At 69.9% G+C, this 25,944-nt stretch carries 20 protein-coding genes; 13 read left to right on the top strand and 7 right to left on the bottom strand.

The genetic code is table 11. From position 1 onward, the window contains the following. Positions 1-8 precede the first annotated feature (8 nt). A complete protein-coding gene (locus IF67_RS0108880) occupies positions 9-713 on the top strand; it encodes an endonuclease V (protein WP_037839075.1) in 705 nt (234 codons plus the stop codon). Between the two features lie 50 nt (positions 714-763). On the opposite strand, the gene IF67_RS0108875 is transcribed toward IF67_RS0108880, so the two are convergent. Continuing rightward, entirely contained in the window at positions 764-1,951 is a 1,188-nt protein-coding gene (locus IF67_RS0108875) for a saccharopine dehydrogenase family protein (protein ID WP_030983842.1), read from the bottom strand. A 283-nt stretch (positions 1,952-2,234) separates the two neighbouring features. Here IF67_RS0108875 and IF67_RS0108870 point away from each other — a divergent pair, with 283 nt between their 5' ends. Beyond that, positions 2,235-3,758 (top strand): sialate:H+ symport family MFS transporter, encoded by a 1,524-nt coding sequence (locus tag IF67_RS0108870; protein ID WP_037839050.1) that lies wholly within the window; start codon positions 2,235-2,237, stop codon positions 3,756-3,758. Positions 3,759-3,944: 186 nt separating this feature from the next. Here IF67_RS0108870 and IF67_RS0108865 read toward each other — a convergent pair whose 3' ends face one another. Next, positions 3,945-4,694 carry an MgtC/SapB family protein gene (locus IF67_RS0108865; protein WP_420708619.1) on the bottom strand — a complete coding sequence of 250 codons (750 nt, stop codon included), beginning with the start codon at positions 4,692-4,694 and terminating at the stop codon, positions 3,945-3,947. 151 nt (positions 4,695-4,845) lie between these two features. On the opposite strand from IF67_RS0108865, the gene IF67_RS0108860 reads away from it, so the two are divergent. The 5 genes from IF67_RS0108860 (at position 4,846) to IF67_RS0108840 (ending at position 11,478) form a co-directional block, all read left to right on the top strand. Then, complete coding sequence (locus tag IF67_RS0108860) at positions 4,846-5,226, top strand: MmcQ/YjbR family DNA-binding protein (RefSeq protein WP_030983838.1); 381 nt, start codon at positions 4,846-4,848, stop codon at positions 5,224-5,226. 177 nt (positions 5,227-5,403) lie between these two features. Continuing rightward, positions 5,404-6,585, top strand: coding sequence for a CaiB/BaiF CoA transferase family protein (locus IF67_RS0108855; RefSeq protein WP_078889349.1), 1,182 nt, complete (start codon positions 5,404-5,406; stop codon positions 6,583-6,585). Positions 6,586-6,817: 232 nt separating this feature from the next. Next, the gene (locus IF67_RS0108850; protein ID WP_030983833.1) at positions 6,818-7,960 is read left to right on the top strand and encodes an acyl-CoA dehydrogenase family protein; all 1,143 of its coding nucleotides are present in this window, start codon (positions 6,818-6,820) and stop codon (positions 7,958-7,960) included. Between the two features lie 67 nt (positions 7,961-8,027). Continuing rightward, positions 8,028-9,242 (top strand): acetyl-CoA C-acetyltransferase, encoded by a 1,215-nt coding sequence (locus tag IF67_RS0108845; protein ID WP_030983832.1) that lies wholly within the window; start codon positions 8,028-8,030, stop codon positions 9,240-9,242. 31 nt (positions 9,243-9,273) lie between these two features. Beyond that, on the top strand, positions 9,274-11,478 hold the full coding sequence (locus IF67_RS0108840) for a 3-hydroxyacyl-CoA dehydrogenase NAD-binding domain-containing protein (RefSeq protein WP_030983830.1): 2,205 nt from the start codon (positions 9,274-9,276) through the stop codon (positions 11,476-11,478). A 36-nt stretch (positions 11,479-11,514) separates the two neighbouring features. On the opposite strand, the gene IF67_RS0108835 is transcribed toward IF67_RS0108840, so the two are convergent. Continuing rightward, positions 11,515-12,273, bottom strand: a complete 759-nt coding sequence (locus IF67_RS0108835) for a MerR family transcriptional regulator (RefSeq protein ID WP_199812701.1) — start codon at positions 12,271-12,273, stop codon at positions 11,515-11,517. A gap of 275 nt (positions 12,274-12,548) precedes the next feature. On the opposite strand from IF67_RS0108835, the gene IF67_RS43630 reads away from it, so the two are divergent. Together IF67_RS43630 and IF67_RS0108830 are read left to right on the top strand one after the other, a co-directional pair. Continuing rightward, positions 12,549-12,725, top strand: a complete 177-nt coding sequence (locus tag IF67_RS43630) for a hypothetical protein (protein WP_158713061.1) — start codon at positions 12,549-12,551, stop codon at positions 12,723-12,725. 114 nt (positions 12,726-12,839) lie between these two features. Continuing rightward, positions 12,840-14,300 (top strand): amino acid permease, encoded by a 1,461-nt coding sequence (locus IF67_RS0108830; protein ID WP_030983826.1) that lies wholly within the window; start codon positions 12,840-12,842, stop codon positions 14,298-14,300. 236 nt (positions 14,301-14,536) lie between these two features. Here IF67_RS0108830 and sph read toward each other — a convergent pair whose 3' ends face one another. The 3 genes from sph to IF67_RS0108815 form a co-directional block, all read right to left on the bottom strand. Further along, on the bottom strand, positions 14,537-15,508 hold the full coding sequence (gene sph / locus IF67_RS0108825; RefSeq protein WP_030983824.1) for a sphingomyelin phosphodiesterase: 972 nt from the start codon (positions 15,506-15,508) through the stop codon (positions 14,537-14,539). Positions 15,509-15,660: 152 nt separating this feature from the next. Beyond that, positions 15,661-17,343: a DUF6895 family protein gene (locus tag IF67_RS0108820; protein ID WP_234341032.1), complete on the bottom strand. Its 1,683-nt coding sequence runs from the start codon at positions 17,341-17,343 to the stop codon at positions 15,661-15,663. Positions 17,344-17,378: 35 nt separating this feature from the next. After that, positions 17,379-17,591, bottom strand: coding sequence for a hypothetical protein (locus IF67_RS0108815; RefSeq protein WP_030983820.1), 213 nt, complete (start codon positions 17,589-17,591; stop codon positions 17,379-17,381). A gap of 403 nt (positions 17,592-17,994) precedes the next feature. Between IF67_RS0108815 and IF67_RS0108810 the strand changes: the two genes are divergently transcribed. Further along, on the top strand, positions 17,995-18,789 hold the full coding sequence (locus tag IF67_RS0108810; protein WP_324608874.1) for an oxygenase MpaB family protein: 795 nt from the start codon (positions 17,995-17,997) through the stop codon (positions 18,787-18,789). Between the two features lie 88 nt (positions 18,790-18,877). On the opposite strand, the gene IF67_RS0108805 is transcribed toward IF67_RS0108810, so the two are convergent. Further along, positions 18,878-20,365 carry a M1 family metallopeptidase gene (locus IF67_RS0108805; RefSeq protein WP_030983817.1) on the bottom strand — a complete coding sequence of 496 codons (1,488 nt, stop codon included), beginning with the start codon at positions 20,363-20,365 and terminating at the stop codon, positions 18,878-18,880. 323 nt (positions 20,366-20,688) lie between these two features. On the opposite strand from IF67_RS0108805, the gene IF67_RS0108800 reads away from it, so the two are divergent. The 3 genes from IF67_RS0108800 to IF67_RS0108790 all read left to right on the top strand — a co-directional run bounded on the left by IF67_RS0108800 (position 20,689) and on the right by IF67_RS0108790 (position 25,864). Beyond that, entirely contained in the window at positions 20,689-22,605 is a 1,917-nt protein-coding gene (locus IF67_RS0108800) for a Xaa-Pro dipeptidyl-peptidase (protein ID WP_051817835.1), read from the top strand. A gap of 84 nt (positions 22,606-22,689) precedes the next feature. Next, the gene (locus IF67_RS0108795) at positions 22,690-24,057 is read left to right on the top strand and encodes a M14 family metallopeptidase (protein WP_030983811.1); all 1,368 of its coding nucleotides are present in this window, start codon (positions 22,690-22,692) and stop codon (positions 24,055-24,057) included. 145 nt (positions 24,058-24,202) lie between these two features. After that, complete coding sequence (locus IF67_RS0108790; RefSeq protein WP_051817814.1) at positions 24,203-25,864, top strand: BCCT family transporter; 1,662 nt, start codon at positions 24,203-24,205, stop codon at positions 25,862-25,864. Positions 25,865-25,944 lie beyond the last annotated feature (80 nt).

Genomic DNA, 25,944 nt, shown 5'->3' with positions numbered 1-25,944 from the left:
TGGTCACCATGGACACTCCCGGAACGATCTCCTGCGACGACGAACTGCGGCACTGGCCGGCCGGCGAAGACCAGGCACGCGCGGTCCAGGACCGGTTGCGGCCCTGTGTGCGGCTCGATGAAGCCGGGCCGGAACCGGGGTTCGAGGGCACCGTGGTCGGGGTGGATGTCGCCTACGACGACGCACGTGATGTCGTCGCCGCTGCCGCCGTCGCACTGGACGCCCGTACGCGCGCCGTCGTCGACGAGGCCATCGCCGTCGGGCAGGTCTCCTTCCCGTACGTCCCCGGACTGCTCGCCTTCCGCGAGATTCCCACCGTGCTCGACGCGCTCGCCCGTCTCACCCGCACCCCTGACCTCGTGGTCTGCGACGGATACGGGCTGGCGCACCCGCGCCGCTTCGGGCTCGCCAGCCATCTGGGGGTGCTGACCGGGCTGCCCACCATCGGCGTCGCCAAGAACCCCTTCACCTTCCGGTATGAACCTCCCGGGCCGGACCGCGGCGCCACCTCGCCTCTACTGGACGGCGCCGAGGAGGTGGGACGTGCGCTGCGGACCCAAAAGGGCGTCAAGCCGGTCTTCGTTTCTGTCGGGCACCGCATCGACCTCGACCGGGCCTGTGCGCATACGCTCCGCCTGGCGGCGAACTACCGGCTTCCGGAGACGACCCGGGCCGCGGACTCGCTGTGCCGGAGGGCGCTCGCGAGCGCCTGACGGCAAAACCGGGGTGCGGACCCGCGCGGCCGGGGCGCGAGGAGCCGGGGCTACTCCTGGACGACGCGGAACGTGATGCCCGCATCCTGGAGGCGGGCCGTCAGCGCGTCCCCCATGGCGACCGCGGTCGTCACCTGGCCGGCGGTCTCCGGCAGGTCGTCGAAGGCCAGGCTGAGCGCCGACTCGGCGAGCATCTTCGCCGTCTCGTCGTAGCCGGGGTCACCGCCCGAGACCTCGGTGATCACACGTTTGCCGCCGCCGGAGGCGACGAACCGCACCCTGAACCAGCTGCGCGCACGCCGCTCGGGGCTCGGCCCGTCGCCCGGCTCCAGCCGTCGCGACAACCAGCGCCGCGCGGACGGCACCTGGGCGAGTACGGACAGGGCCCCGGCCCCCAGTGCCCCGCCGATGGCGATCGGCAGCCGCCGGACGCCCGCGTAGTGGCGATAGCGGAAGTCGGGCCCGTAGCGGTCCAGTGCGGCGGCCGAGCGGGCGATGATCTGCGGGTCGAGGGTCGGCAACGGCACACCCCAGGTGCGCGTTTCGCCGCTCCGGAGAGGCGGGCCGAACGGCGCCCGCACCGTTCGGCCGGCCGGACGCGGTTCGGTCCGCTGCCGCTCGCGGGCAGCCCGCGCCATGGCGACCGGGCGCGATGCGACGGTCAGTGCGGAGGCCAGGGTGCCGCCGGAGAACGCCGCATTGGTCCGTACGAAACCATCGATGCGTACGGGGACGCCTTCGGGGAGGAGCCCTACTGTGAAGAGCACTCCCAGGTCGTGCGGGACGGAGTCGAATCCGGCGGCGTGTACGAGGCGCGCACCGGAGGCGCGGGCCGTCGCGTCGTGGCGCACATACATCCGGTCGATGAACTCCGGCTCACCGGTCAGGTCGACATAGTCGGTGCCGGCCGCGGCGCAGGCGGCGACCAGTGGTTCCCCATGGATCAGGTACGGGCCGACGGTCGTCACCAGCACCCGGGTATCGGCGGCGAGGGCGCGCAGCGCGTCGGGGTCGCCGCTGTCGGCCCGCAGCAGCGGCAGGTCGGCGCAGGCCGGGTGGGCCTTCGTCAGCCGGTCGCGCAACTGCTCCAGTTTGGCGATGCTGCGCCCGGCCAGCGCCCAGCGGCAGCCCTGGGGGACGTGCGCGGCCAGATAGGCGGCGGTGAGTGCGCCCGCGAAACCGGTCGCACCGTAGAGGACGAGGTCATAGGACCGTTTGGAGGTGTCCTGCCGTCGCATCGCGCGTCCTCTCGACCGCCCACCGGGCATGGAGTCAGGACCTTAGGCAGTCGCTGTCGTGCCGTCAACGTCCGGTCCTGGCGGGTCCCCTGGCCAACCCCCGTAGGGGACAGGGAGCGTGCAGGCAGTCTTGACAGGGCGTCGCAGCCGGTCCAGATTCACCGTTGGCACCGATGACATAGGACGTCCCATGTCTGGAACGCCCCGGCCGCCTCCCGCGGCCGTCCCTCGACGACGCCGCGAACCGAACCGTCCGCCGACTGCTGGAGGAGGCCGGGTAGCCGTGACAACGCGTCCCGCGGGCACCCCTGACCGGACACGGAACTGGTGGCAGGAAGTCACCCCGGGCCAGTGGAAGGCGATGTTCGCCGCCTGGATCGGCTATCTCCTCGACGGCTTCGATTTCGTCCTGATCACGCTCGTGCTGACCGAAATCGCCGACGACTTCCATCTGAGCACCGCCACCGCCGCTTCGCTGATCTCCGGCGCCTTCATCACCCGCTGGCTGGGCGGTGCCGTCCTGGGGGCGATGGGCGACCGCTACGGCCGCAGGACCGCCATGATCACCAGCATCCTGCTCTACTCGCTCGGTACTTTCGCCTGCGGTTTCGCCTGGGGCTACACCAGTCTGTTCGTGGCCCGGCTGGTGATCGGTCTGGGGATGGCGGGGGAGTACAGCGCCAGTGTGACGTATGTGCTGGAGAGCTGGCCCACCCGATGGCGCAACCGTGCCTCCGGATTCCTGATCTCCGGTTACGCGGGCGGCACCGTCCTCGCGGCCGAGCTCTACAAGTGGGTGGTGCCCCACTGGGGCTGGCGCTGGATGTTCTGGATCGGTGTCCTGCCCGTCCTGGTCGCCCTCTGGGTGCGCAGATCGCTGCCCGAGGCCGGCGACTGGCAGAAGCAGATCGGCGCCGCCACCCGTGAGGGAGGGGAACGGCCCAGCCCTTTCCGGCCGTTGTTCACCGGCCGCATACGGGCCTGGGCCAATGTGGTCCTGGCGGCGGTCGCCTCGACCGCGCTGTTCTGCGTCTTCACGCCCGTGGGGGCGGGGTCCGTGCCATCGCTGTCCGTCGTCGCGGCGCTGTGTCTGATCGCGTTCGCCGCGCAGCTCGGCGGCCGTCGCGGATGGCTGTTGTACGTGTCCCTGATGGCGACGGTGTTCTGCGCCTTCCTCTACAGCTGGCCGATCCAGGCCCTGCTGCCCACCTACCTCAAGACCGACCTCGGGTATGCCCCGGGGCAGGTGACCGACGTGATGTTCTATGCGGGCTTCGGCACCATGGCGGGCTGTTGGCTGGCAGGCTTCGTCGGCGACCGGCTCGGTACCCGCCGGGCCTATGCCTGCACCCTGCTGGCCTCGCTCGCCTTCGTCTTCCCGGTCTTCGCGGTGCGGGACAGCCTGCCGGCCCTCGGCGTGCTGGTCTTCGGGCTGCTCGCGCTGAGCCAGGGCATCTCCGGCATCCTGCCGAAGTACCTTGCCGGCCACTTCCCGACGGCCACCCGTGCCGCCTCACTGGGCTTTGTCTACAACGTCGGGGCCCTGGGCGGGGCGGTCGCGCCCGTCCTCGGAGCGCATCTGGCCGAAGGCATGTCCCTGGGGCGGGCGCTGGCCGTGCTCACCTTCGGGCTGACGCTCGTGGTCGTCATCCTGGTGGGCGGCAATGTCCCCCAGCGGCTCGGCCGGCTTGTGGACCGTCAGGCGCCCCACGACCACCTCGTGCCGCAGGCCGGGGGAGCGGGGGACCTGCCCGTGGAGGCGCCGCCTGGCTCCGCCGCCGGGGAGGTGTCGCCGGGCTCGGCGTAGGGGGCTTCACCGGGCGACCGGGTATCGGGCGGTGATGGGGCGTGGGCCGGGCCGTGACATATCCGGCCCCCGGGACAGCACGGGTGGCCTTGGGCCGTCCGGACAGCGCGAAAGCCGTTCGCATAGGGCGCGAAAGCCGTTCGTACACGGTGCGGCGGCCGTTCTCACACGGCGGGGCAGCCGTTCTCACTCCGTACTGTCGTCGTGCCGCCCGAGGGCCACCCCGCGCACCCCTGCCGGCTCCGACAGCGCCTCGACCACAGGGTGTGCGGCCGCGGCCCCCTCCAGACGGAGCAATACCTCGGCCGGAGCCCCTGCCCTGTCCGTGCCGGTCTCCACCTGGACCTCGGTCACCCGGAAGCCGCTGCCGGTGCATATCTCCAACATCCGCCCCAGCAAGCCCTGTTGCGCGTGGTAGCTGATGCGCAGTTCCATACGGGCGTAGGACGGCCGCGAGGCAATCAGGTCCGACACCTTCGAGAAGCCGCGGACGACGAGGAAGTGCACTGCCGTCGCGCCGAGGGCCAGCAGGGGCAGTCCACCGCCGCAGGCCATGCCGATGGCGCAGGTCAGCCAGATGGTGGCGGCCGTCGTCAGCCCCCGGACCGCGTCCTTCCTGACGAATATCAGGCCGCCGCCGATGAAGCCGATGCCCGAGACGACCTGTGCGGCGACCCGGGACGGGTCGAGCGCCACGCCGTCCGCGCCCAGCAACGAGTTGAAGCCGTGGACCGATACCTCCATGAACAGCGCGCTGCCCACACCGACGAGGGTGTGCGTGCGCAGGCCGGCGCTCTTCTGCCGCGCCTCGCGCTCCAGGCCGATCAGTGAGGACAGCAGCAGCGCTATCGCCAGCTCGGCGAACTGGCGCAGCCCCTGCCCGCTGTGGAAGTCGAACAGTGCGGCGGCGAGTTGCGGGGCGGACATGCCGGCCATTGTCCCTCGGCCGGCCTGCCGTCCGGCGCTCCGCGGGCCGTTGTCAGTGGTCGCCGTTAGCGTGGAATGCGTGGGGCGGCCTGCGCGGGACGAGCGTGGCGCCGGGCGGCATCGCAGGTGGTGCCGCAGGGGGACGGACGTGGAGGAGCGCATGGCGAAGGTGGCGGATCCGACGGCGGTGCGGGAGCAGGTGCGCGCGTTCGCGCTGGGGCTTCCCGGGGCCGTGGAGGAGTTCCCCTGGGGCGAGAGCGTCATCAAGGTCAACAAGAAGGTCTTCGTCTTCCTCGGCGTCGACGACGGCAGCCATCCGCCCGGGGTCACGCTCAAGCTGAAGGACCCCGAGGCGCATGCCCATGCGCTGACCTCGCCCGGCGCCGAGCCCGCGGGCTACGGCCTGGGGAAGTCCGGATGGGTGCGGGTCCCCCTGGCGGAGCAAGGTGCTCCGCCGGCCGAGCTGCTCTGCGACTGGGCGGAGGAGTCCTATCGCGTCATAGCCCCCAAGAAGCTCATCGCCGAGCTCGACGGGGGATAGCGGCGCAGCGGCAGCAGGCGCGCAAAGGCCCGTGACGGCGATGACAGTTGAGCATCGCCGACGCGGGCTTTTTCCGCTGCTGCCACTTGGCACGGGGGCTTGTGGAAAATGGAACACGTTCTTAACATCACGAGTGTTACATCAGAAGTGTCACAGTGCGGAGAGGCATGGGGCGCGATGACGGAGTCAGGGAACGGCCCGCTGAGCGGGGTGCGGGTGGTCGAACTCGCGGGCATCGGCCCCGGACCGTTCGCCGCCATGCTCCTGGCCGACCTCGGCGCCGATGTCGTCCGGGTCGACCGGCCCGGAGGCCCGGGGCTGGGCATCGATCCGGCCTGCGACATCACCAACCGCAACAAACGCTCCGTGCTGGTGGACCTGAAGAGCCCCGACGGGGTGGCGCAGGTGCTCGAGCTGGTCGAGCGCGCCGATGTGCTGGTGGAGGGGTACCGCCCCGGTGTGGCCGAGCGGCTGGGGGTGGGGCCCGAGGAGTGCCTGGCGCGCAACCCCCGGCTGGTCTACGGCCGGATGACGGGCTGGGGGCAGCAGGGCCCGCTCGCCGACACCGCCGGACACGACATCGGCTATATCGCCGTCACGGGCGCCCTCGGCATGATCGGCTCGCCCGACGGCCCGCCCGCTATCCCCGCCAATCTCCTCGGTGACTACGCCGGCGGCTCCCTCTACCTCGTCATCGGCGTCCTCGCCGCCCTCCAGCACGCCCGCACCGAGGGCGGAGCGGGCCAGGTCGTGGACGCCGCCATCGTCGACGGCACGGCTCATCTGACGGCGATGATCCACGGCATGCTGGCGGCCGGCGGCTGGCAGGACCGGCGCAGTGCCAATCTCTTCGACGGCGGGGCACCGTTCTACGGCGCCTACGAGACCGCCGATGGCGGCTATATGGCGGTCGGCGCGCTGGAGCAGCGGTTCTACGGCGAATTCATCCGTCTGCTGGGCATCGGGCAGGAGGCCCCCAGCCGTGACGACCTCGCCTCCTGGGGCGAGCTGCGCACCACCATCGCCGCCCGCTTCAAAACCCGTACCCGCGAGGAGTGGACGGCGGTCTTCGAGGAGTCCGACGCCTGTGTGGCGCCCGTGCTCTCCCTGCGCGAGGCCCCGCAGCATCCGCATCTCGCCGCCCGCGGCACCTTCGTCGAGCACAGCGGGCTCACCCAGCCCGCGCCCGCACCGCGCTTTTCGCGCACCCCGGGCGCGGTGCGCAGACCCCCCGCGCAGCCCGGCGCGGACACCGCGGAGATCGCCCGCGACTGGCAGGTCCCCGGCCTCCTCGCCCCACCGCCGGCCGGCTCCGACGAGTCCCCGGGCCGCACGGCGCAGAAGGACGCAGCCGGCTGATGGAAGTCGCCACCACGCTCCCGTACGCGGCTGCCCGCGCCAGGCCGGGAAACAGGCTGCCGCCTTCCGCCCGGTGCGGGGCGGCGCGGTGCGGGGCGGCCCGCTTCCCGGGGCTCCGCCCGGCACGGTCCGGCTCACCCACCCGATGGCGCCCGAGCCCGCCGAGCCCGCCGAGCTCACCGAGAACGTCAAGAACCGGCTCCGAGGAGGGCCCGCAACGATGACCGCGCAGATGAAGCGCCAGATCTTCACCGAGGACCACGAGGCCTTCCGCAAGGTCGTGAAGACCTTCCTCGCCAAGGAAGTGACACCGCATTACGAGCAGTGGGAGCAGGACGGCATCGTCAGCCGGGACGCCTGGCGGGCGGCCGGCAAGCAGGGGCTGCTGGGGCCGGCGGTCCCCGAGGAGTACGGCGGGGGAGGGCAGCTGGACTTCCGCTACAGCGCGGTGCTGGCCGAGGAATTCACCCGGGCGGGCGCAGCCGGACTGGCCGTGGGTCTGCACAACGACATCATCGGCCCCTATCTGACGACCCTCGGCACCGAGGAGCAGAAGCGCCGCTGGCTGCCCGGCTTCTGTAGCGGCGAGATCATCACCGCCATCGCGATGACCGAGCCCGGGGCCGGCTCCGACCTCCAGGGCATCCGCACCCACGCCGAGGATGCGGGCGACCACTGGATCCTCAACGGCTCCAAGACCTTCATCTCCAACGGCATCCTCGCCGACCTGGTCATCGTGGTGGCCAGGACGACGCCGGAGGGCGGGTCGCACGGCCTGAGCCTGCTGGTCGTCGAGCGCGGTATGCCGGGCTTCGAACGAGGCCGCAATCTCGACAAGATCGGCCAGAAGTCGCAGGACACCGCCGAGCTGTTCTTCCGGGACGTACGGGTCCCCAAGGAGAATCTGCTCGGCCAGCGGAACGGCGCCTTCATCCATCTGATGACGCACCTCGCACAGGAGCGGATGGGCATCGCCGTCGCCGCCATCGCCGGCGCCGAACACCTGCTGGAGATCACCAGCGAGTACGTCAAGGAGCGCGAGGCGTTCGGACGGCCGCTGGCCAAGCTCCAGCACATCCGCTTCGAGATAGCCGAGATGGCCACCGAGTGCGCCGTCACCCGGGCGTTCCTCGACCGCTGTATCGCCGACCACTCCGCCGGCGAACTGGACGCGGTGCATGCCTCGATGGCCAAGTGGTGGGCCACCGAACTGCAAAAGCGCGTCGCCGACCGCTGTCTGCAACTCCATGGCGGCTACGGCTATATGGCGGAATACCGCGTGGCCAAGGCCTTCACCGACGGCCGGATCCAGACGATCTACGGAGGGACCACCGAGATCATGAAGGAGATCATCGGACGCTCCCTGCTCGGCTGATCCCGGACCGGCCCCGGTCCCCCACTCGCTGCCCCTGCCTCCACCCTCATGCGAAAGGCTTGTTGACTTGAGTACCGAAGCGTACGTATACGACGCGATCCGCACCCCGCGCGGCCGCGGCAAGGCCACCGGCGCACTGCACGGCACCAAGCCGATCGACCTGGTCGTCGGCCTGATCCACGAAGTGCGCCGCCGCTTCCCCGGCCTCGACCCGGCCGCCGTCGACGACATCGTGCTCGGTGTCGTCGGACCCGTCGGCGACCAGGGCTCGGACATCGCCCGGATCGCGGCGATCGCCGCGGGGCTCCCCGACACCGTGGCCGGCGTACAGGAGAACCGCTTCTGTGCCTCGGGCCTGGAGGCCGTCAACATGGCCGCCGCCAAGGTGCGTTCGGGCTGGGAGGACCTGGTCCTGGCGGGCGGCGTCGAATCCATGTCGCGGGTCCCGATGGCCTCCGACGGCGGCGCCTGGTTCGCCGACCCGATGACCAACTTCGACACCGGCTTCGTCCCGCAGGGCATCGGGGCCGACCTGATCGCCACGATCGAGGGCTACACCCGCCAGGATGTCGACGAATTCGCCGCGCTCTCCCAGGAGCGCGCCGCCGAGGCATGGAAGGACGGCCGCTTCGACCGTTCCGTCGTCCCGGTGCGGGACCGCAACGGCCTGGTCGTCCTCGACCACGACGAGCACATGCGCCCCGGCACCACCGCCGACTCCCTCGCCGGCCTCAAGCCGTCCTTCGCCACCATCGGCGACGCGGGCGGCTTTGACGCAGTCGCCCTCCAGAAGTACCACTGGGTCGAGAAGATCGACCACGTCCACCACGCCGGCAACTCCTCCGGCATCGTGGACGGCGCGGCACTGGTCGCCATCGGCTCGAAGGAGGTCGGCGAGCGCTACGGCCTGACCCCGCGCGCCCGGATCCTCTCCGCCGCGGTCTCCGGTTCCGAGCCGACGATCATGCTCACCGGGCCCGCGCCCGCCAGCCGTAAGGCCCTCGCCAAGGCCGGGCTGACCATCGACGACATCGACCTGGTCGAGATCAACGAGGCCTTCGCCGCCGTCGTGCTGCGCTTCGTCAAGGACATGGGCCTGAGCCTGGACAAGGTCAACGTCAACGGCGGCGCCATCGCGCTGGGCCACCCCCTCGGCGCCACCGGCGCGATGATCCTCGGCACCCTGATCGACGAGCTGGAGCGGCAGGACAAGCGCTACGGCCTGGCCACCCTCTGCGTCGGCGGCGGTATGGGCATCGCCACCGTCATCGAGCGCCTCTGACCCTCGTCCCACCCACCACGGAGTACGCACCATGAGTGAATCCGCTGCTTTGTCGACCATTCGCTGGGAACAGGACGAGACCGGCATCGTCACCCTGGTCCTCGACGACCCCGACCAGTCCGCCAACACCATGAACAACGCCTTCAAGACCTCCCTCAGCGCGGTCGCCGACCGCCTGGAGGCCGAGAAGGACAGCATCCGCGGCATCATCTTCACCTCCGCGAAGAAGACCTTCTTCGCCGGCGGCGACCTGCGCGACCTGATCGCCGTCACCCCCGAGAACGCCCAGCAGGCCTTCGAGTCGGGCAACGGCATCAAGCGCGACCTGCGCCGCATCGAGACCCTCGGCAAGCCCGTCGTCGCCGCGATCAACGGCGCTGCGCTGGGCGGCGGTTACGAGATCGCGCTGGCCTGCCACCACCGCATCGCCCTCGACACCCCCGGCACCAAGATCGGCCTGCCCGAGGTCACCCTCGGCCTGCTGCCCGCCGCCGGCGGCGTCACCCGTACGGTCCGGCTGCTCGGCATCGCCGACGCACTGCTGAAGGTGCTGCTCCAGGGCACCCAGTACAACGCCACCCGGGCCAAGGACGCCGGGCTGATCCACGAGGTCGCCGCCACCCCCGAGGAACTGCTCGCCAGGGCCCGCGCCTTCGTCGAGGAGCACCCCGAGTCCCAGCAGCCCTGGGACGTCAAGGGCTACCGCATCCCCGGCGGCACCCCCGCCCAGCCGAAGTTCGCGGCCAACCTCCCGGCGTTCCCCGCCAATCTCAAGAAGCAGCTCAACGGTGCCCCGTACCCCGCCCCGCGCAACATCCTCGCCGCGGCGGTGGAGGGCTCCCAGGTCGACTTCGAAACCGCGCAGACCATCGAGGCGCGCTACTTCGTCGAGCTGGTGACCGGCCAGATCTCCAAGAACATGATCCAGGCGTTCTTCTTCGACCTCCAGGCCGTCAACTCCGGCGCCAACCGGCCCAAGGACATCGAGCCCCGCAAGGTCGAGAAGGTCGCAGTCCTGGGCGCCGGCATGATGGGCGCCGGCATCGCCTACTCCTGCGCCAGGGCCGGCATGCAGGTCGTCCTCAAGGACATCACCGTGGACGCGGCGCAGAAGGGCAAGGCGTACGCGGAGGGGCTGCTCGCCAAGGCGCTGTCCCGGGGCCGCACGACCGAGCAGCAGCGCGACGAGCTGCTGGCGCGCATCACGCCCACCGCCGAGCCTGCGGACCTCGCGGGCTGTGACGCCGTCATCGAGGCGGTCTTCGAGGACGTCGCCCTCAAGCACAAGGTGTTCAAGGAGATCCAGCACATCGTCGGGCCCGACGCGCTGCTGTGCTCCAACACCTCCACCCTGCCCATCACGCTGCTGGCCGAAGGCGTCGAGCGCGATCAGGACTTCATCGGACTGCACTTCTTCTCGCCGGTCGACAAGATGCCGCTGGTGGAGATCATCAAGGGGGAGCGGACCGGCGACGAGGCGCTGGCCCGCGCCTTCGACCTGGTGCGCCAGATCAAGAAGACCCCGATCGTCGTCAACGACTCGCGCGGCTTCTTCACCTCCCGGGTCATCGGCCACTTCATCAACGAAGGCGTGGCGATGATCGGCGAGGGCCTCGACCCGGTCTCCGTCGAGCAGGCCGCGGCCCAGGCCGGCTACCCGGCCAAGGTGCTGTCCCTGATGGACGAGCTGACGCTCACCCTGCCGCGCAAGATCCGGGAGGAGACCAAGCGGGCGGTCGTGGAGTCCGGCGGCAGCTGGCAGCCGCATCCGGCCGACGCGGTGATCGACCAGATGGTCGACGAATTCGGCCGCCCCGGCCGCAGCGGCGGCGCCGGCTTCTACGAGTACGGCGAGGACGGCAGGCGTGCCGGTCTGTGGCCGGGCCTGCGCGAGCACTTCACCAAGAAGAACGCCGCCATCCCGTTCCTCGACATGCAGGAGCGGATGCTCTTCTCCGAGGCACTGGACACCGTCCGCTGCTTCGAGGAGGGCGTGCTCACCTCCGTCGCCGACGCCAACATCGGCTCCATCTTCGGCATCGGCTTCCCCGGCTGGACCGGCGGCGTGATCCAGTACATCAACGGCTACCAGGGTGGGCCGGGCCGGGAGGAACTCGTCGGCCTGCCCGGATTCGTGGCCCGCGCCCGCGAGCTCCAGGCGGCCTACGGAGACCGGTTCGCGCCGTCCGCGCTGCTGGTCGAGAAGGCCGAGAAGGGCGAGAAGTTCAGCGACTGACCGGTCATGGGGGCGGGCCCCGACGGCCCGCCCCCGTCACCCCTGGGACGCCTGGTCCCCCTGGTTCCTGTCGCCCTCCTTGCCGAACGACTCCCGCAGCTCCTGCTTCATCGACCGTTGGAAGGCGGTGACCAGTGCCTGCACCACCATCGGCTGCATATGGGCCGATAGCGACTTCATCCGCGCCATCTCCTCCTCGTCCGGCCCGCCGTCCCGGTAGGGATCCCATACCTCGTCCTTGAAGAGCCGGCTGAGCTCCCGGGCCGCCGAGCGGGTGTGCTCGATGACGACGGTGCGCGCCGCGAGGATGGTCTCCAGCGCGATCGGGACGTCCAGCAGCCGGGTGCCCAGGTGCAGCAGTCCCGGATCGACCCGGAAGACCTGCGGGTCATCGGTTCGTACGAGCACGCTCATGGCCGCCAGCCGGTCCAGATCCTCCTCGGTCAGTGCCCGGCCGACCCGCCGCTCCAGCTGGTCGCGGGTCGCATCCTCCGCTTTGTCCGGAATCCAACTCGCCACCAGTGCCCGGTGGATGGCCAGATCCTGGGCGCTCAGATCCGGCGGCAGCTGCTCCAGATAGCGTTCGATCGCGGAGAGCGTCAGCCCCTGGTGCTGGAGCTCCTCGATAAGGGCGAGCCGCGAGAGGTGGTCCGGTCCGTAGCGGCCGACCCTGCGCGGACCGATCTCCGGCGGCGGCAGCAGGCCGCGTGTGCTGTAGAAGCGGATGGTGCGGACGGTGACGCCGGCGCGGGCGGCCAGTTCGTCGACCGTCAGGTCGGTGGCGGACTCCATCATGTTCAACAGTATTGCTGTCTCACCACTCCTGTGAAACCTTCTGAACCGTTCTGCCCCTTCTCGGCCGCCCAGGGGCGCTGGAAGCCGCAGCTCGACGCCCGGTCGCATCTGGTCGCCCCCGGTCCCGGACGCGAAACTTTCCTCCGTCTGGACAACGCGGCACGGCTCTGGACAACGCGACACGGGCTCTGGGCCGCGCGACACGGCACCGAGGGGACAATGTGGGAGCTTGCGGGGCACCCGGAGGCGCGGGCGGGGGCGAGCAGGCTGTCGCGGTGGCCAATGCATGGGCCAACACACGCCTCAAACGAATCGAACAGGTCAAGAAATTTTGGCTGCCGGGCGAGGAATGGGGTCCGGAATCGGATGAACTGACGCCCTCCTGGAAACTATGTCGCCGGGAAATTCATCTCAAATACGGACAAATCTTGGATGGCCTGTACACGCTGTGATCTTGCCCACAGACGGGGGAGCGCTCTTCAGGGAAGGTGTGCCGTCGGCCGTCCGCGCGATCCGCGGAATCGGCAGTCGCTCAAGCGCCTCCCCGAAAGCGAGATGCACCACCAGTGAGCACAGAAACCGTCTCCGAGACAGCCCACAGGTCACCTGACGGGGGAAGCGGCGCGCAGCAGGATGCGGGCGACGCGGGCTACAGCAAGGGCCTCAAGGGCCGGCACGTCAACATGATCGCCATCGGCGGCGCGATCGGCACCGGCCTGTTCCTGGGCGCCGGTGGCCGGCTGCACTCCGCCGGACCCGCACTGGCCATTGCCTACGCGGTCTGCGGTCTCTTCGCCTTCTTCGTCGTGCGGGCCCTTGGTGAGCTGGTGCTGCACCGCCCCTCGTCCGGTTCGTTCGTGTCCTACGCCCGCGAGTTCCTGGGGGAGAAGGGCGCCTACGTCGCCGGCTGGATGTACGTCGTCAACTGGTCGACGACCGGTATCGCCGACATCACCGCGATCGCCCTCTACACCCACTACTGGAGTTTGTTCACCGACATCCCGCAGTGGGTCATGGCGCTGATCGCACTGGCGGTCGTGCTGACGGTGAACCTGATCTCGGTGAAGATCTTCGGTGAGCTGGAGTTCTGGTTCGCGATCATCAAGGTCGCGGCGCTGGTCGTCTTCATGTTCATCGGCATCTTCCTGCTGGCCACCCAGCACCCGGTCGGCGGGCACTCGCCAGGGCTGGATCTGCTCACCGACCACGGCGGGCTCTTCCCGACCGGTCTGCTGCCCGTGGTGATCGTGCTCCAGGGCGTGGTCTTCGCCTACTCCGCGGTCGAGCTGGTCGGCGTGACCGCAGGTGAGACCGGTGATCCGGAGAAGGTCGTGCCGAAGGCCGTCAACTCCATCATGTGGCGGGTGGGCGTCTTCTACGTCGGCTCGGTGATCCTGCTCGCGATGCTGCTGCCGTGGAACAAGTACGTCGACGGCCAGAGCCCCTTCGTCACGGTGCTGTCCAACGTCGGTGTGCCGGCGGCGGGCGACGTCATGAACCTCGTGGTGCTGACCGCGGCGATGTCCAGCCTGAACTCGGGGCTCTACTCGACCGGCCGCATTCTGCGCTCCATGTCGATGGCGGGCTCCGCGCCCAAGTTCGCCGGCTTGATGAACCGGCACCAGGTGCCGTACGGCGGCATCATGCTCACCTCCGCGGTGTGTGTGCTGGGTGTCGGGCTCAACTACGTCATGCCGGGCGAGGCGTTCGAGATCGTGCTGAACATCGCGGCGCTGGGCATCATCAGCACCTGGTGCACGATCATGGTCTGCCACATGGTGTTCGTGCGCCGGTCGAAGGAAGGCGTGGTCCAGCGCCCGCGCTTCCGGCTTCCCGGTACGCCGGTCACCGACATCGCCACCATCGTCTTCCTGCTCGGCGTCATCGTGCTGATGTGGTTCGACGACGGCGTCGGCCGGCAGACCGTCATGCTGATCCCGGTCCTTGCCGTCGCGCTGGTCGTCGGCTGGTTCGCGGTCCGCGGCCGGGTGAGCCGGATCGCCGAGGAACGCAAGCTGTCGAAGTAGTCGCGCAGTAGCGAACGCCTGCGGAAGCAAGGGCGGTCGCGGAGGCCGGGAGGCGTCCGCGACCGCCCTTTCGCATCGGTGACCGGGTGGGCCGCCGATATCCGAGCGGCTCACCCGGCGCGGGCATACCCGTGCGGTCTACGACCACGGAGCCCCCGACCGCCGACCGCCGACCGCCGCCCCCCTGGCCGCGGTGCTGCCACCCGCACTGCCACCACCCGCACTGCCGCCGTGGCTCAGCCGCCGACCAGCGGATAGTGATCGGAGAGGTTGGTGTAGGTGTACTCCTTGCCCCAGCTGGAGACCGTCCAGGGGGCCGACTCCTCCTTGATCACGGTGTTCTGCCATCCGGCGGGCCGGGCGTGCCCGTTGCGGTGCAGGACGTAGTCCAGGTCCTCGCGGGGGTCGTCCGGGTAGCGGTACTTCGCGACCGAGTTCTCCTGGGTGTCGAAGGAGTAGGGGTGGCCCGTGCGGCTGTCGGCGGGCGCCAGGTCGGCGTTGCGGAGCAGCGCGTCGTACTCCGCGCTGTGGGAGTCGATGTTCAGATCGCCGGCGACCATCACCTCCTCGTCCGCCGGGATGTTCTTGGCGTCCAGGAAGCCGTCCATCTCCGCGAGCTGCTTGGCGCGGTCCGCGGCCGCCTCGCCCGCCTTGCAGCCCGAATCAGTGGACTGGGCGTGGGTGCCGACCACATGCACCCGGGCGCCGTTGACGTCCAACACCGCATAGACGAAGCCCTTGTTGGAGAAGTCGTCCGCACCGCAGGCGTCCTTGTAGACGTACTGCTCCTTGCGCAGGACCGGCCACTTGCTCAGCAGTGTCACCCCGCCGTCCTCCGGGGTGGCGGCGGAGTAGGCGCCGCCGGTGGCGTCCCAGCCGCTCCTGCTGCGGCCCACCACCGGAGTCTGGTACGGATACTGCGCCGCGGCCCGGGACTTCAGCGCCTCGGAGGAGGAGTTGTCGAATGCTTCCTGGAGGACGACGACATCGTTGCCCCGGAAGAAGTCCGCGTCCGCGATGGCCTGGGCGCGGTGGTCCTGGCCCCAGTTGGGGTAGAGGTTCTTGCTCATGAGGAAGACGTTGTAGCTGAGCACCTTGAGACGGGGGCTGCCGGCGGCCGACGCGGACGGGGCGACGGTCACGGTGACAGCGGCGAGGGCCGTGGCGAGGACGGCGATCCGGGACGTGCGCAGCGCTGAGTGCGGCACTGAATCTCCCTATGGGGGTCGGGACTTGATCCGGTGCCGCTCATCCAACCAGCTGGGGTTACTTCCAGGTAACCTCCAGGAGGGTACGGGATGTACAGACCGAAGCTCTGGCCGATGATGTCGTTCCGGAACTCCCCGGCTCCCCCGGACGGTCACCGAGGGGCCGTGCGGACCCTGCCGCAGGCGGTGTGCACGGCGGCCAGCGCGGTCACGGCACTCTGGGTCCACGACAGCATCGTCCGCTCCCGCACGGCCGGATCGTCGCAGGCGGGGCGGCCGAAGGCACCGCAGGAGCTCTGCTGCGCGAGGAGAAACGCGACCGCGTCGCGGGTGATGCGGTGCTGCGCCCGCCCGGCGCGAGCCGAGTCCCGGACGAGGGCGGCAATGTGCCCCAGGCGATAGTTCTTCCAGGCCTCCGGCAAGTCGGCTGCGGCCGTCCCCGGCGCCGCATGCGGCGCGCCGGCTCCCGCATCCCCCAGCGCGGCCGCGCGCCGGGGGGAGAGCAGCCCCAGACCGACGAGGCGTTGGACGTTGTGGGCCGCTTGCGGTGGAACCGCCTCCATCAGTTCGACGGCGGCAGCGGTGGACTTGAGGAACATGTCGAGGGACGAGCAGGTGATCCCGTGAGTCCGCAGTCCGCTCGCGAACTCACCCACGACCTCCATCCCGTGCCCCTGCCACACCCCCACGTCCGCGTCCGCGAGACGTGCGGAGAAGTCGAGGAGCAGGGGGCGGGCGAGCTCAGGTTCTTCCAGCGCCTCGGCTGCGTACGCGACGGCCGCCGCGGCCGGCAGGCAGGTGGCGGGGTCGTGGCGCAGGCTCGTGCCGGCCAGCCACTGCACTGCCCGCCGCAGCGGCTGCTCCACGGCCGGGCGGGCCTTCGGTGCGGACGGCCGATGCCTGCGCACCACCCTGGGGCTGCGGTCCAGGAGCGCGGCCAGGGCCGCGACGATGGTGGTGTGGTAGCCGGTGGCCCAGTGCCGGTACGCGTCGTCGCCGTCGGCGAGTCCGGGGTGCACCACGCCGGGCGGCCCGTTGACCCGCCCGTCGGCCTCTTGTACGGCCGTGAGGAACTGCCATGCCCGGCGCGCTTCCTCGGAGTCCCTCACCCCGAGGCACAGCAGGCAGCACAGAAGCTCCCCCACCAGGTCGGCATTCTCCTGGCCGAGGGTGAGGACGAGGAGCGCTTCGAGCAGCTCCACCGCCGCACCCGGATCGAAGTCCCGTGGCCAGCGGGGCTCGCGGAGGCCGAAGTCCGTGGCATAGAAGATGGTGTGGGTGAGGGCGTAGATGTCGCGGTCGGCGAGCTTGACGACATTCGGGCTGTTGCAGAGCAGGGTGAAGGGCAGGACATCGTCCACTGCCGGCAGCGTGTGCGGGACGCCGCACAGCTCCAGGGTGTGCAGCAGATCGAGCTGCCGGTACGGAATCCGCTCGAAGACCGCCGCATAACCTCCGGCCGCGGCCTGCGTGATGACGTGCCGGAACTCGGGGTCCTCGCGGCCGCAGAGCCGGAGTGCCGCATAGGTCCCCGCGTACAGCAGGAGGGCGGCTTCGTCCCGGGCGATCAGCTCACGGTAGGAGGGGCGGGCCGTGATGTCCTCGACCTGGCCGAGGAGCGTTGCGTAGTCGCCGTCCAGCGGTTCCGGGTCGAGGCGCGCCCGCAGCCCCACGAGGAATGCGGTTTCGATGAGGGCCTTACGGGCGAACAGCACGCGGTCCGTGGCCGCTTCGGCCGGATCGATCAGATGTCGGCGCGCAGCGAGCCAGGCGACTGCCCGGGTCTCCACCGCGCGCCTTTGTGACGATCCGCCACCGGGTTGCGTCGTGTCCATCGGATGCCTCCCGGCGATCGGCTCGGTCAGTGACGTCAGTTGCCCGCAGCGCAGTCGTCGGACTCCGCGACCTGGTTGGCGACCACGAGGACGTAGCGTTCCCAGGCGAGTACGTAGCCGGCCACGTCGTCGATCTGGCTGACCTGGTCGACGACGCGCTCCAGCGGAACGCTGAGGTCGACGAGTCCGCTCGTCCTCAGGAAGTCGAGAGCTTTGCGGGCGTCAACCGGCGGGGGAGGACAGGACATGAGTTGCTCCTTTTGGGTGGTTCGGACAGATAGCGCGAGTGTCGCGTTCGGTGATGCCCGTGTCACCATCTGCGACCGCCATGGAAAAAAGGCCATTCCATCCGCCCAGCTCAGGGGGTTCTTCTCCCGGCAAAATCACCCTTACGGTCTAATATCGTCATGGTGGTGAGGTGGCGAGGCGGCTTCGGGGTGGCGCGCGGCGGGTTTCGAGCGGAGGTGTATAAGCCGCCGGCTCCTCGGTGGGCCGAGGGGTAACTCTCCTGCTCGCAGGGCCCTTTGGGTGCCTGGCCGGGAGCGCCCCCCGCTCGCACCGGTCGCAGGGGTCCGCCGTATCATGATTAATGACATGAATACGATAAAAAATGACCCAAACCCCCCAGCGGCCGGAGGTGTGCTCTGGTCGATGGCCGGGGACATCCGCATGCTGCTGACCCTGCCGGCCGCGCTGACCATGCAGGTCGCGCACCCGGCGGTGGGCGCAGGCGTGGACGATCACTCCCTCTTCCGTACGGACCCGTGGGGGCGCGGGGAGCGGTCGCTGACCTCGCTCCAGCTGTGGGTGTACGGAGGTAAGGGCGCGGCCGAGGAGGGGCGCCGGCTGCGGCAGCTGCACAAGACCATCCGGGGGACCGACGCGCACGGCCGCAGGTACCACGCGCTCACCCCCGAGTACTACGCCTGGGTGCATGCCACCGGCTACCCCGTCTTCCGGTATGCCCAGCGCTATCTCGGCCGCCCCTTCACCGAGGCGCAGGAGCGGCAGTTGTACGCGGAGTGGCTCCAGGTCGGCCGGATCCTGGGCATTCACGACCGCGATATGCCGCAGACCATCGAGGAGTTCTGGCCCTACTACCAGAAGGTTCTCGACAACGATCTCGAAGAGACCGTCGTGGTACGGGAGTTGGTGGCGACGAACCCGCCGCTGCCGGTCCCCGACCGCGGCCCGCGGTGGCTGCGGCTGCTCCTCCGGCTGAGCTGGCCGTGGCTGCGCCCGCGGTTCGCCCGCTTCCGGCGCTTCCTCACGATCGGGCTGATGCCCCCGGACGCCCGGCAGGCCATCGGCCTGGAATGGACGGATGCGCAGGAGCGCCGGCTGCGCCGCTTCGGGCGGGTCGTCCGCGCCGTGGTCCCGGTGCTTCCGGAGCGGCTGCGCTTCATGCCGATCGCGCGCCGGGCCCGCCGCGCGGCGCGGGGATGAACGGAACGGAGCCGGCCGGAGCCGGGGTGATCACCCCGGCTCCGGCCGGACGGTTCCCGGGCACCTTAAGCGGTGCCCGTCTGCCGGATCAGTGCCCGTGCACCTCGTGCGTGGCCGCGATCTGCTTCCAGGACTTGGGTTCGGCGACCGGCGACCGGTGCGCACCGAACGCCTGCTTCGCCTCACCGGCTGCCGGCTTGGACGGCTGGAAAAGCCACGTGTCGAAGAACCCGGCCAGCTGCTTGCCGGACTTCTTCCCGGCGAACTTCACGAAGTCGGCGACCGACGCGTTGCCGTACCTGTTCTCCGTCGGCCAGGACTTGAGGAGGCCGAAGAAGACCTTGTCGCCGACCTTGTTGCGGAGCGCCTGGAGGGCCAGCGCACCACGGTCGTAGACGGCGTCGTCGAACTGGTTCTCCGCGCCCGGGTTGCCCGGCTTGACCTTCCAGAACGGGTCATCGGAGGGGTGCTGGGCGTAGACATGGTCCGCCAGCTCCTGAGCGGTGCCCTCGCCCTCCTTCTCCGACCACAGCCACTGGCTGTAGGCAGCGAAGCCCTCGTTGATCCAGATGTCCTTCCAGTCCTTGAGCGAGACGCTGTCGCCGTACCACTGGTGCGCCAGCTCGTGCACCACGACGGACACGTTCGTGCCGCGGTCGAAGGCCTTCTTGCCGTAGAACGGGCGGGTCTGGGTCTCCAGGGCGTACCCGGCCGGCACGTTCGGCACATAGCCGCCCACCGCATTGAACGGGTAGGCGCCGAAGACGCTCTCCAGCCACTCGGTGATCTCTGTGGTGCGCTCGATGCTCGCCTTCGCCGAGCCCTCGTTCGCGCCGAGGTCCTTGCTGATGGCGTTGATCACCGGCAGGCCGTTCGCGGTCTTGTCGGTGGTGAGGTCGAACTTGCCGACGGCCAGCGTCGTCAGATACGTCGCCTGCGGCTTGTCCGAGCGCCAGTTGTAGCGTGTCCAGCCCAGCTTGGAGGACTGCGAGGCCAGCACGCCGTTGCTCAGCGCCTGGGTGCCGTCCGGGACCGCCACCGAAATGTCGTACGTCGCCTTGTCGGTGGGGTGGTCGTTGCTCGGGAACCACCACACGGCGGCGTCCGGTTCCTGGGCCACCACACCGCCGTCGGGCGTACGGGCCCAGGCGCTGTAGCCGTCTATCTTCAGCTCGGAGGGCTTGCCCGCGTAGCGCACGACGACGCTGATCTGCTTGCCCTTCTCCAGCGGCGTGGCGGGGGTGACCTCCAGTTCGTGCTTGCCGGACCTGGCGAAGGAGGCCTTCTTGCCGTTGATCCGGATCTCACTGACCTTGAGGCCGAAGTCCAGGTTGAAGCGGGAGAGATCCTGGGTGGTCTTGGCGAGCAGCGTCGCCGTGCCCTCCAACAGGTCCGTCTTCGGCTGGTACTTGAGCCGCAGGTCGTAGTGGGAAACGTCGTATCCGCCGTTTCCGCTCTCGGGATAGTAGGTGTCGCCCACACCCGGAGCGCCCGGTGTGAAGTCGGCCGCGGAGGCCGGGATCGCCAGCAGCAGGCTGAGTGCGGCCGCACCCGGGACCAGGAGTCTGTGACGCACGAGTCCTCCAACTCGTAGGGGGATGGCTCTCTTCCGACCCTATGTACTGCGGCGGGGCGGCGTCATGTACATGGCCTCATCTGACACATGACCGACATGAAGCACCAACCGGCTCCGTTGACGGTTCGTATGGGTCCGGTGCGGCGTCCCGGCTTCCCGTATGCGGTCCCTCGTGCCCCGCTTCCGGGGCCCCGCCACCGCCGGGCCGGCCCGCGGCTGCCGGGTCCCCGCACGGGCTCTTACGCACGGGAGTTGAGCCGCGCTACGGTCCGCCCGTGACGAATCCTGCGCGGATCCCCCGCATCCCCTTCACCGTGCTCCTGATGGCGGCCGTCGCCGCTCTGCTGTCCGTCCTGATCGGTCCGGCCGCCGCGCAGGCGGCGCCCGGCGAGAGCAGACCCGTCTACTCCTACGACCACGCGATACGCGAATCGGTCTGGGTGGACACACGGCTCGACGGCGACGCGGACGGGAGGACCGACCGCGTCGCCGTCGACATCGTGCGGCCCGCCGAACCCGCACAGCAGGGCCGCCGGATCCCCGTGATCATGGACGCCAGCCCGTACTACTCCTGCTGCGGACGCGGCAACGAGAGCCAGAAGAAGACCTACGACGACCGGGGGCGGCCCGTCCAGTTCCCGCTCTACTACGACAACTACTTCGTGCCGCGCGGCTATGCGACGGTCCTCGTCGACCTCGCGGGCACCAACCGCTCGGACGGCTGCATCGACATCGGCGGCCGCTCCGACATCGGGTCGGCCAAGGCCGTCGTCGACTGGCTCGGCGGCAGAGGCCGCGCCTACACCGCCCGTACGGGAGGCACACCCGTCGCCGCCGACTGGTCCAACGGCAGCACCGGCATGATCGGCAAGAGCTGGGACGCCACCATCGCCAACGGCGTGGCGGCCACCGGCGTCAAGGGGCTGAAGACCATCGTCCCGATCGCCGGGATCTCTTCCTGGTACGACTACTACTTCGCCAAGGGCGCTCCGCTCTACGACTCGGGCCCCGACTCCCTTGCGGACCGGGTCGAGAGCCCCGACGCACAGAAGCACTGCGCCGCGGTCCAGAAGAAGCTCGCCGACGGTGCCCCGCGCACCGGCGACTGGACCGGTCTGTGGACCGAGCGCGACTATGTCCGGCGCGCGGACAAGGTCCGGGCCAGCGTCTTCATGGTGCACGGCATGCAGGACCTCAATGTCCGCACCCGGCACGCCGGGCAGTGGTGGGACGCGCTCGCCCGGCAGGGCGTCGAGCGCAAGATCTGGCTCTCCCAGACCGGGCATGTCGACCCCTTCGACTTCCGCCGCGGGGACTGGGTCACGACCCTGCACCACTGGTTCGACCACTATCTGATGGGCTACGACAACGGCATCGACCGCGCCCCGATGGCCGATATCGAGCGTGCTCCCGGCACCTGGTCCACCGACCGGCAGTGGCCCGCTCCCGGCACCCGGGCCACCACCCTGCGGCCGCGCGCCGGCACCGTACCCGGCGTCGGCGTGCTGGGTACCGCCAAGGCTCCGCACGGCGCCACCGCGGCCTTCACCGACGACCCCGGGCTGAGCGAGGCCGACTGGGCGGCCCGGATCGATGAACGGACCCCCGCCAAGGCCGGGTTCCGCACCGCCCCGCTCCGCGCCCCGCTGCGGCTGTCCGGCTCCGGCAAGGTGACGGCGACCGTCACCCCGAGCACCTCGACCGCCCATCTCTCCGCCGTCCTGGTGGACCTCGGGCCCGACACCATCCGCAACTACGCGGCCGACGGCGAGGGCGTCACCACCCTCGACAAGCGCACCTGCTGGGGCGCCGGAACCCCGGGCGACACCGGCTGTTTCCAGGAGACCGCCGCCGACACCCAGAAGGTCGGATACACCGTCTTCAGCCGCGGCTGGGCCGACCTGGGCAACTATGCCGACCCCCACAAGGGCCGCCCGCTCACCCCGGGCAAGCCCTACACGATCACCCTGGACCTGGCCGCGAGCGATCATGTCGTGCCCGCCGGACACCGGCTCGCCCTCATCGTGGCCGGGACGGACGCCGGTCTGATCGACCCGCCCGCGTCCGCCCCGAAGCTCACCCTCGACCTGTCCCGCACCTCTGCCCAACTGCCGCTGACCGGCGGTGCTCCGGCCCTCGCACGGGCCACCACGGGCGCACCCCGGCATACGGCCCCCGCCACGCCACTGGACGGCATCGCTCCGCCGCGTTCGGTCAGCAGGATGCCGGCCGCGGGATGACCGGCCGGGGCCGCCCCTCCCACGGGCGGCCCCGCCCCGGCCCCCACTGCACCCGCACCGCTCACCCAAGGGAGGCACCCCCTCGTGAAGTCCCGCTTCTGCCGCCTCGCCCTAGGGGCGCTGGCCATCGGACTGACGGCCACCCTCGGCGCGGCCCTGCCGGCCTCTCCCGCCGGTGCGGCCGGAACCCGCGCACCCCGTACGGGATTCGAGATCAGCCATGGTGCCCGCTGGACGAGCGGGGCCGAGGAGCAGACGTTCCTCACCGCCGTCGACCGCGACTCGGCCCGCGTAAGGATCGACCGGATCGGCACCACGGCACAGGACCGCCCGGTGCAGCTCGTACGGATCGGTGCCCCGGCCCCCGAGCGCCCGGCGGACGTCCGCCGCGGCAACTCCGTTCTGCTGATCTGCTCCCAGCACGGCGATGAACCTTCCGGGCGCGAGGCCTGCCTGTCCACCGTCCGCGACCTCGCCTACGCCAAGGACCGGGCGACCCGGCGCTTCCTGGAACACACCGGCGTGCTGGTCGTACCGACCGCCAACCCCGACGGCCGTGCCGCGGACACCCGTGGCAACGCCGACGGCGTGGACATCAACCGCGACCACCTCGCCCTCAAGACCGCCGAGGCCCGCGCGATAGCCGCCGTCATCCGCGACTACCGCCCCGACACCCTCTACGACCTGCACGAATACGGCCCAACGGCCCCGTATTACATGAAGGACCTGCTGTCGCTGTGGCCCCGCAACCTCAACACCGCGGGCGGAGTGCACCGTGAAGCCGTCGCGCTCTCCCAGGACTTCGTCGAACCCGCCGCCCACCGGGCCGGATTCTCCACCGGTGTCTACGGGATCTGGACCGACCCGGAGACCGGCGACCCCGTCAAGCAGGTCGCGGGCGACGGCCAGGAACGGATCCTGCGCAACACCGCGGGGGTGAAGGGCTCGGTCGGGCTGCTCGTCGAGACCCGGGTCGACCCTCTCCCCGCCTCCGGCCGGAAGAACCCCCGTCCCGCCGCGCTCGCCGACGCCGAGCAGGCCGACCCGGCGCGCAACAACCGGCGCCGGGTGGGCTCCCAACTGGCCGCGCTGGACGGCGCCTTCACCTTCTTCGACCGCCATCGCCCAGGCATCGAGGCGGCCACCACCACCGCCCGGCTCGCCGGATACGCCGACCACGGCCCTGTCTACCTCGGCGGCGCGGACAACGAACCCGCCACCGACGGACAGATCCTGTCCGACCCGCCCTGCGCCTACCGCCTCGACGCGGCACAGTTCGCGCAGGTCAAGGACGAACTGGCGCTGCACGGAGTGCTCTGGAAGCGGGACCGGGACGGCGCCGTCGTACCGCTGCGGCAGCCCCTGCGGAAGCTCGTCCCGCTGTTGTTGGACCAGCGGGCCGGATATCACCTTACGGTCGCGACACCTGTAAACGTCTGCCGCGTGTGGTAGGGGGTAACGGGTAAGAAAAATATGATCCATTGAAAGGTGACACGTGTCGGACAGAGTGAATGAAACGGGAGACGGGGGTGGCACGTCACCCGTCGCGGATCTTCCCGAAGACCCGCAGCGGACCGGGCCTCCACAGACCGACCGTGTGGTCTTCGGTGTGACGGCATTGCTCACCCTCGCCTTCATCGCCTGGGGAGCGTCCTCCACCGAATCACTCAAGAACGCCTCGACATCCATGCTGAACTGGGTGATCGACAACCTCGGCTGGGCGTTCGTGCTCTCCGCCTCCGGCTTTGTGATCTTCGCGATCTGGCTGGCGGTCAGCAAGTACGGCCGGATCACGCTCGGCAAGGAGGGCGAGGAGCCCGAATTCCGCACCGTGTCGTGGATCGCGATGATGTTCAGCGCGGGCATGGGCATCGGCCTGATGTTCTACGGCGTCAGTGAACCGCTGGGGCACTTCTCCACGCCGCCGCCGGGCACCGATCCGCAGGACGCCGCCCAGGCGATGGACACCGCGATGGCCACCACGCTGTTCCACTGGACGCTGCATCCATGGGCCATCTATGCGGTCGTGGGTCTGGCCATCGCGTACAGCTGCTTCCGGCGGGGGAGGCGGCAGACGATGAGTGCGGTGTTCACACCCCTGATCGGCCGACGACGGGCGAACGGCTGGGGCGGCCGGGTCATCGACATCCTGGCCATCTTCGCCACCCTCTTCGGCTCCGCGGCCTCGCTCGGCCTCGGCGCGCTCCAGATCGGCAGCGGCATCAAGGTGCTCGGCTGGATGGACAGTGTCAGCACCACCCTGCTGGTCGGCATCATCACCGTGCTGACCATTGCGTTCATCCTGTCCGCGGTCTCCGGCATCGCCAAGGGCGTCCAGATGCTGTCCAACATCAATATGGTGCTGGCGCTGATCCTGGCGGTCTTCGTGTTCGTGGTCGGGCCGACGATCCTCATCCTCAACCTGGTGCCGACCTCCCTCGGTTCGTTCATCGGCGAGCTGCCGCAGCTGGCCGGCCGTACGGAGGCCAGCAGCGGTGACGACGTGGCCGGCTGGCTGCGCAGCTGGACGGTCTTCTACTGGGCGTGGTGGATCTCCTGGACGCCCTTCGTGGGCATGTTCATCGCCCGGATCAGCCGTGGCCGGACGATCCGCCAGTTCATCGGCGGCGTCATTCTCGTGCCGAGCGTGGTCAGCCTGGTGTGGTTCGCGGTGTTCGGCGGCACGGCCATGGAGCTTCAGGCATCCAAGAAGCTCAGCGGGGCGGGCACGCCCGAGGGCCAGCTCTTCGATGTGCTGCACCAGTACCCGCTCGCCACGATCACGAGCCTCCTGGTCATGGTCCTGGTCGGCATCTTCTTCGTGTCCGGTGCCGATGCCGCGTCCATCGTGATGGGCACCCTCTCGCAGAAGGGCACCTTCGAGCCGACCCGGCTCGTGGTGATCTTCTGGGGGGTGGTGACCGGCGCGGTCGCCGCGATCATGCTGCTGATCGGCGGCGGCTCGGGCGACGCGCTGACCGGATTGCAGAATCTGACGATCCTGGTCGCGGTGCCGTTCATGGTCGTGATGATCGTCATGTGCTGGGCACTGATGCGTGACCTGCGCAGCGATCCGCTGATCGTGCGCGGCCAGAAGGGCGAGGAAGCCGTCGAGATGGCCGTGATCGCGGGCCATGAACAGTACGACGGTGACTTCGAGTTCCAGATCGGGCCGGGCGGCAACGGCAACGGCAGCAGTGACGGCGACGGAGAGGACGACGGCGCCGGGGTCGGGGCCGGAGTGACGGCCGGAAAGTGAACTCTGCGGTTCGTCATGCCGCCGCGGAGATGACGCGCTGAGGGGCGCGCGGAGAGGGCCCTCCCCGGAGACCCCGGGGC

Origin of the sequence: Streptomyces sp. NRRL S-1813 (assembly GCF_000719605.1) — a bacterium.
GTDB lineage: Bacteria > Actinomycetota > Actinomycetes > Streptomycetales > Streptomycetaceae > Streptomyces > Streptomyces decoyicus.
This window is presented reverse-complemented; position numbering and strand designations above follow the sequence as displayed.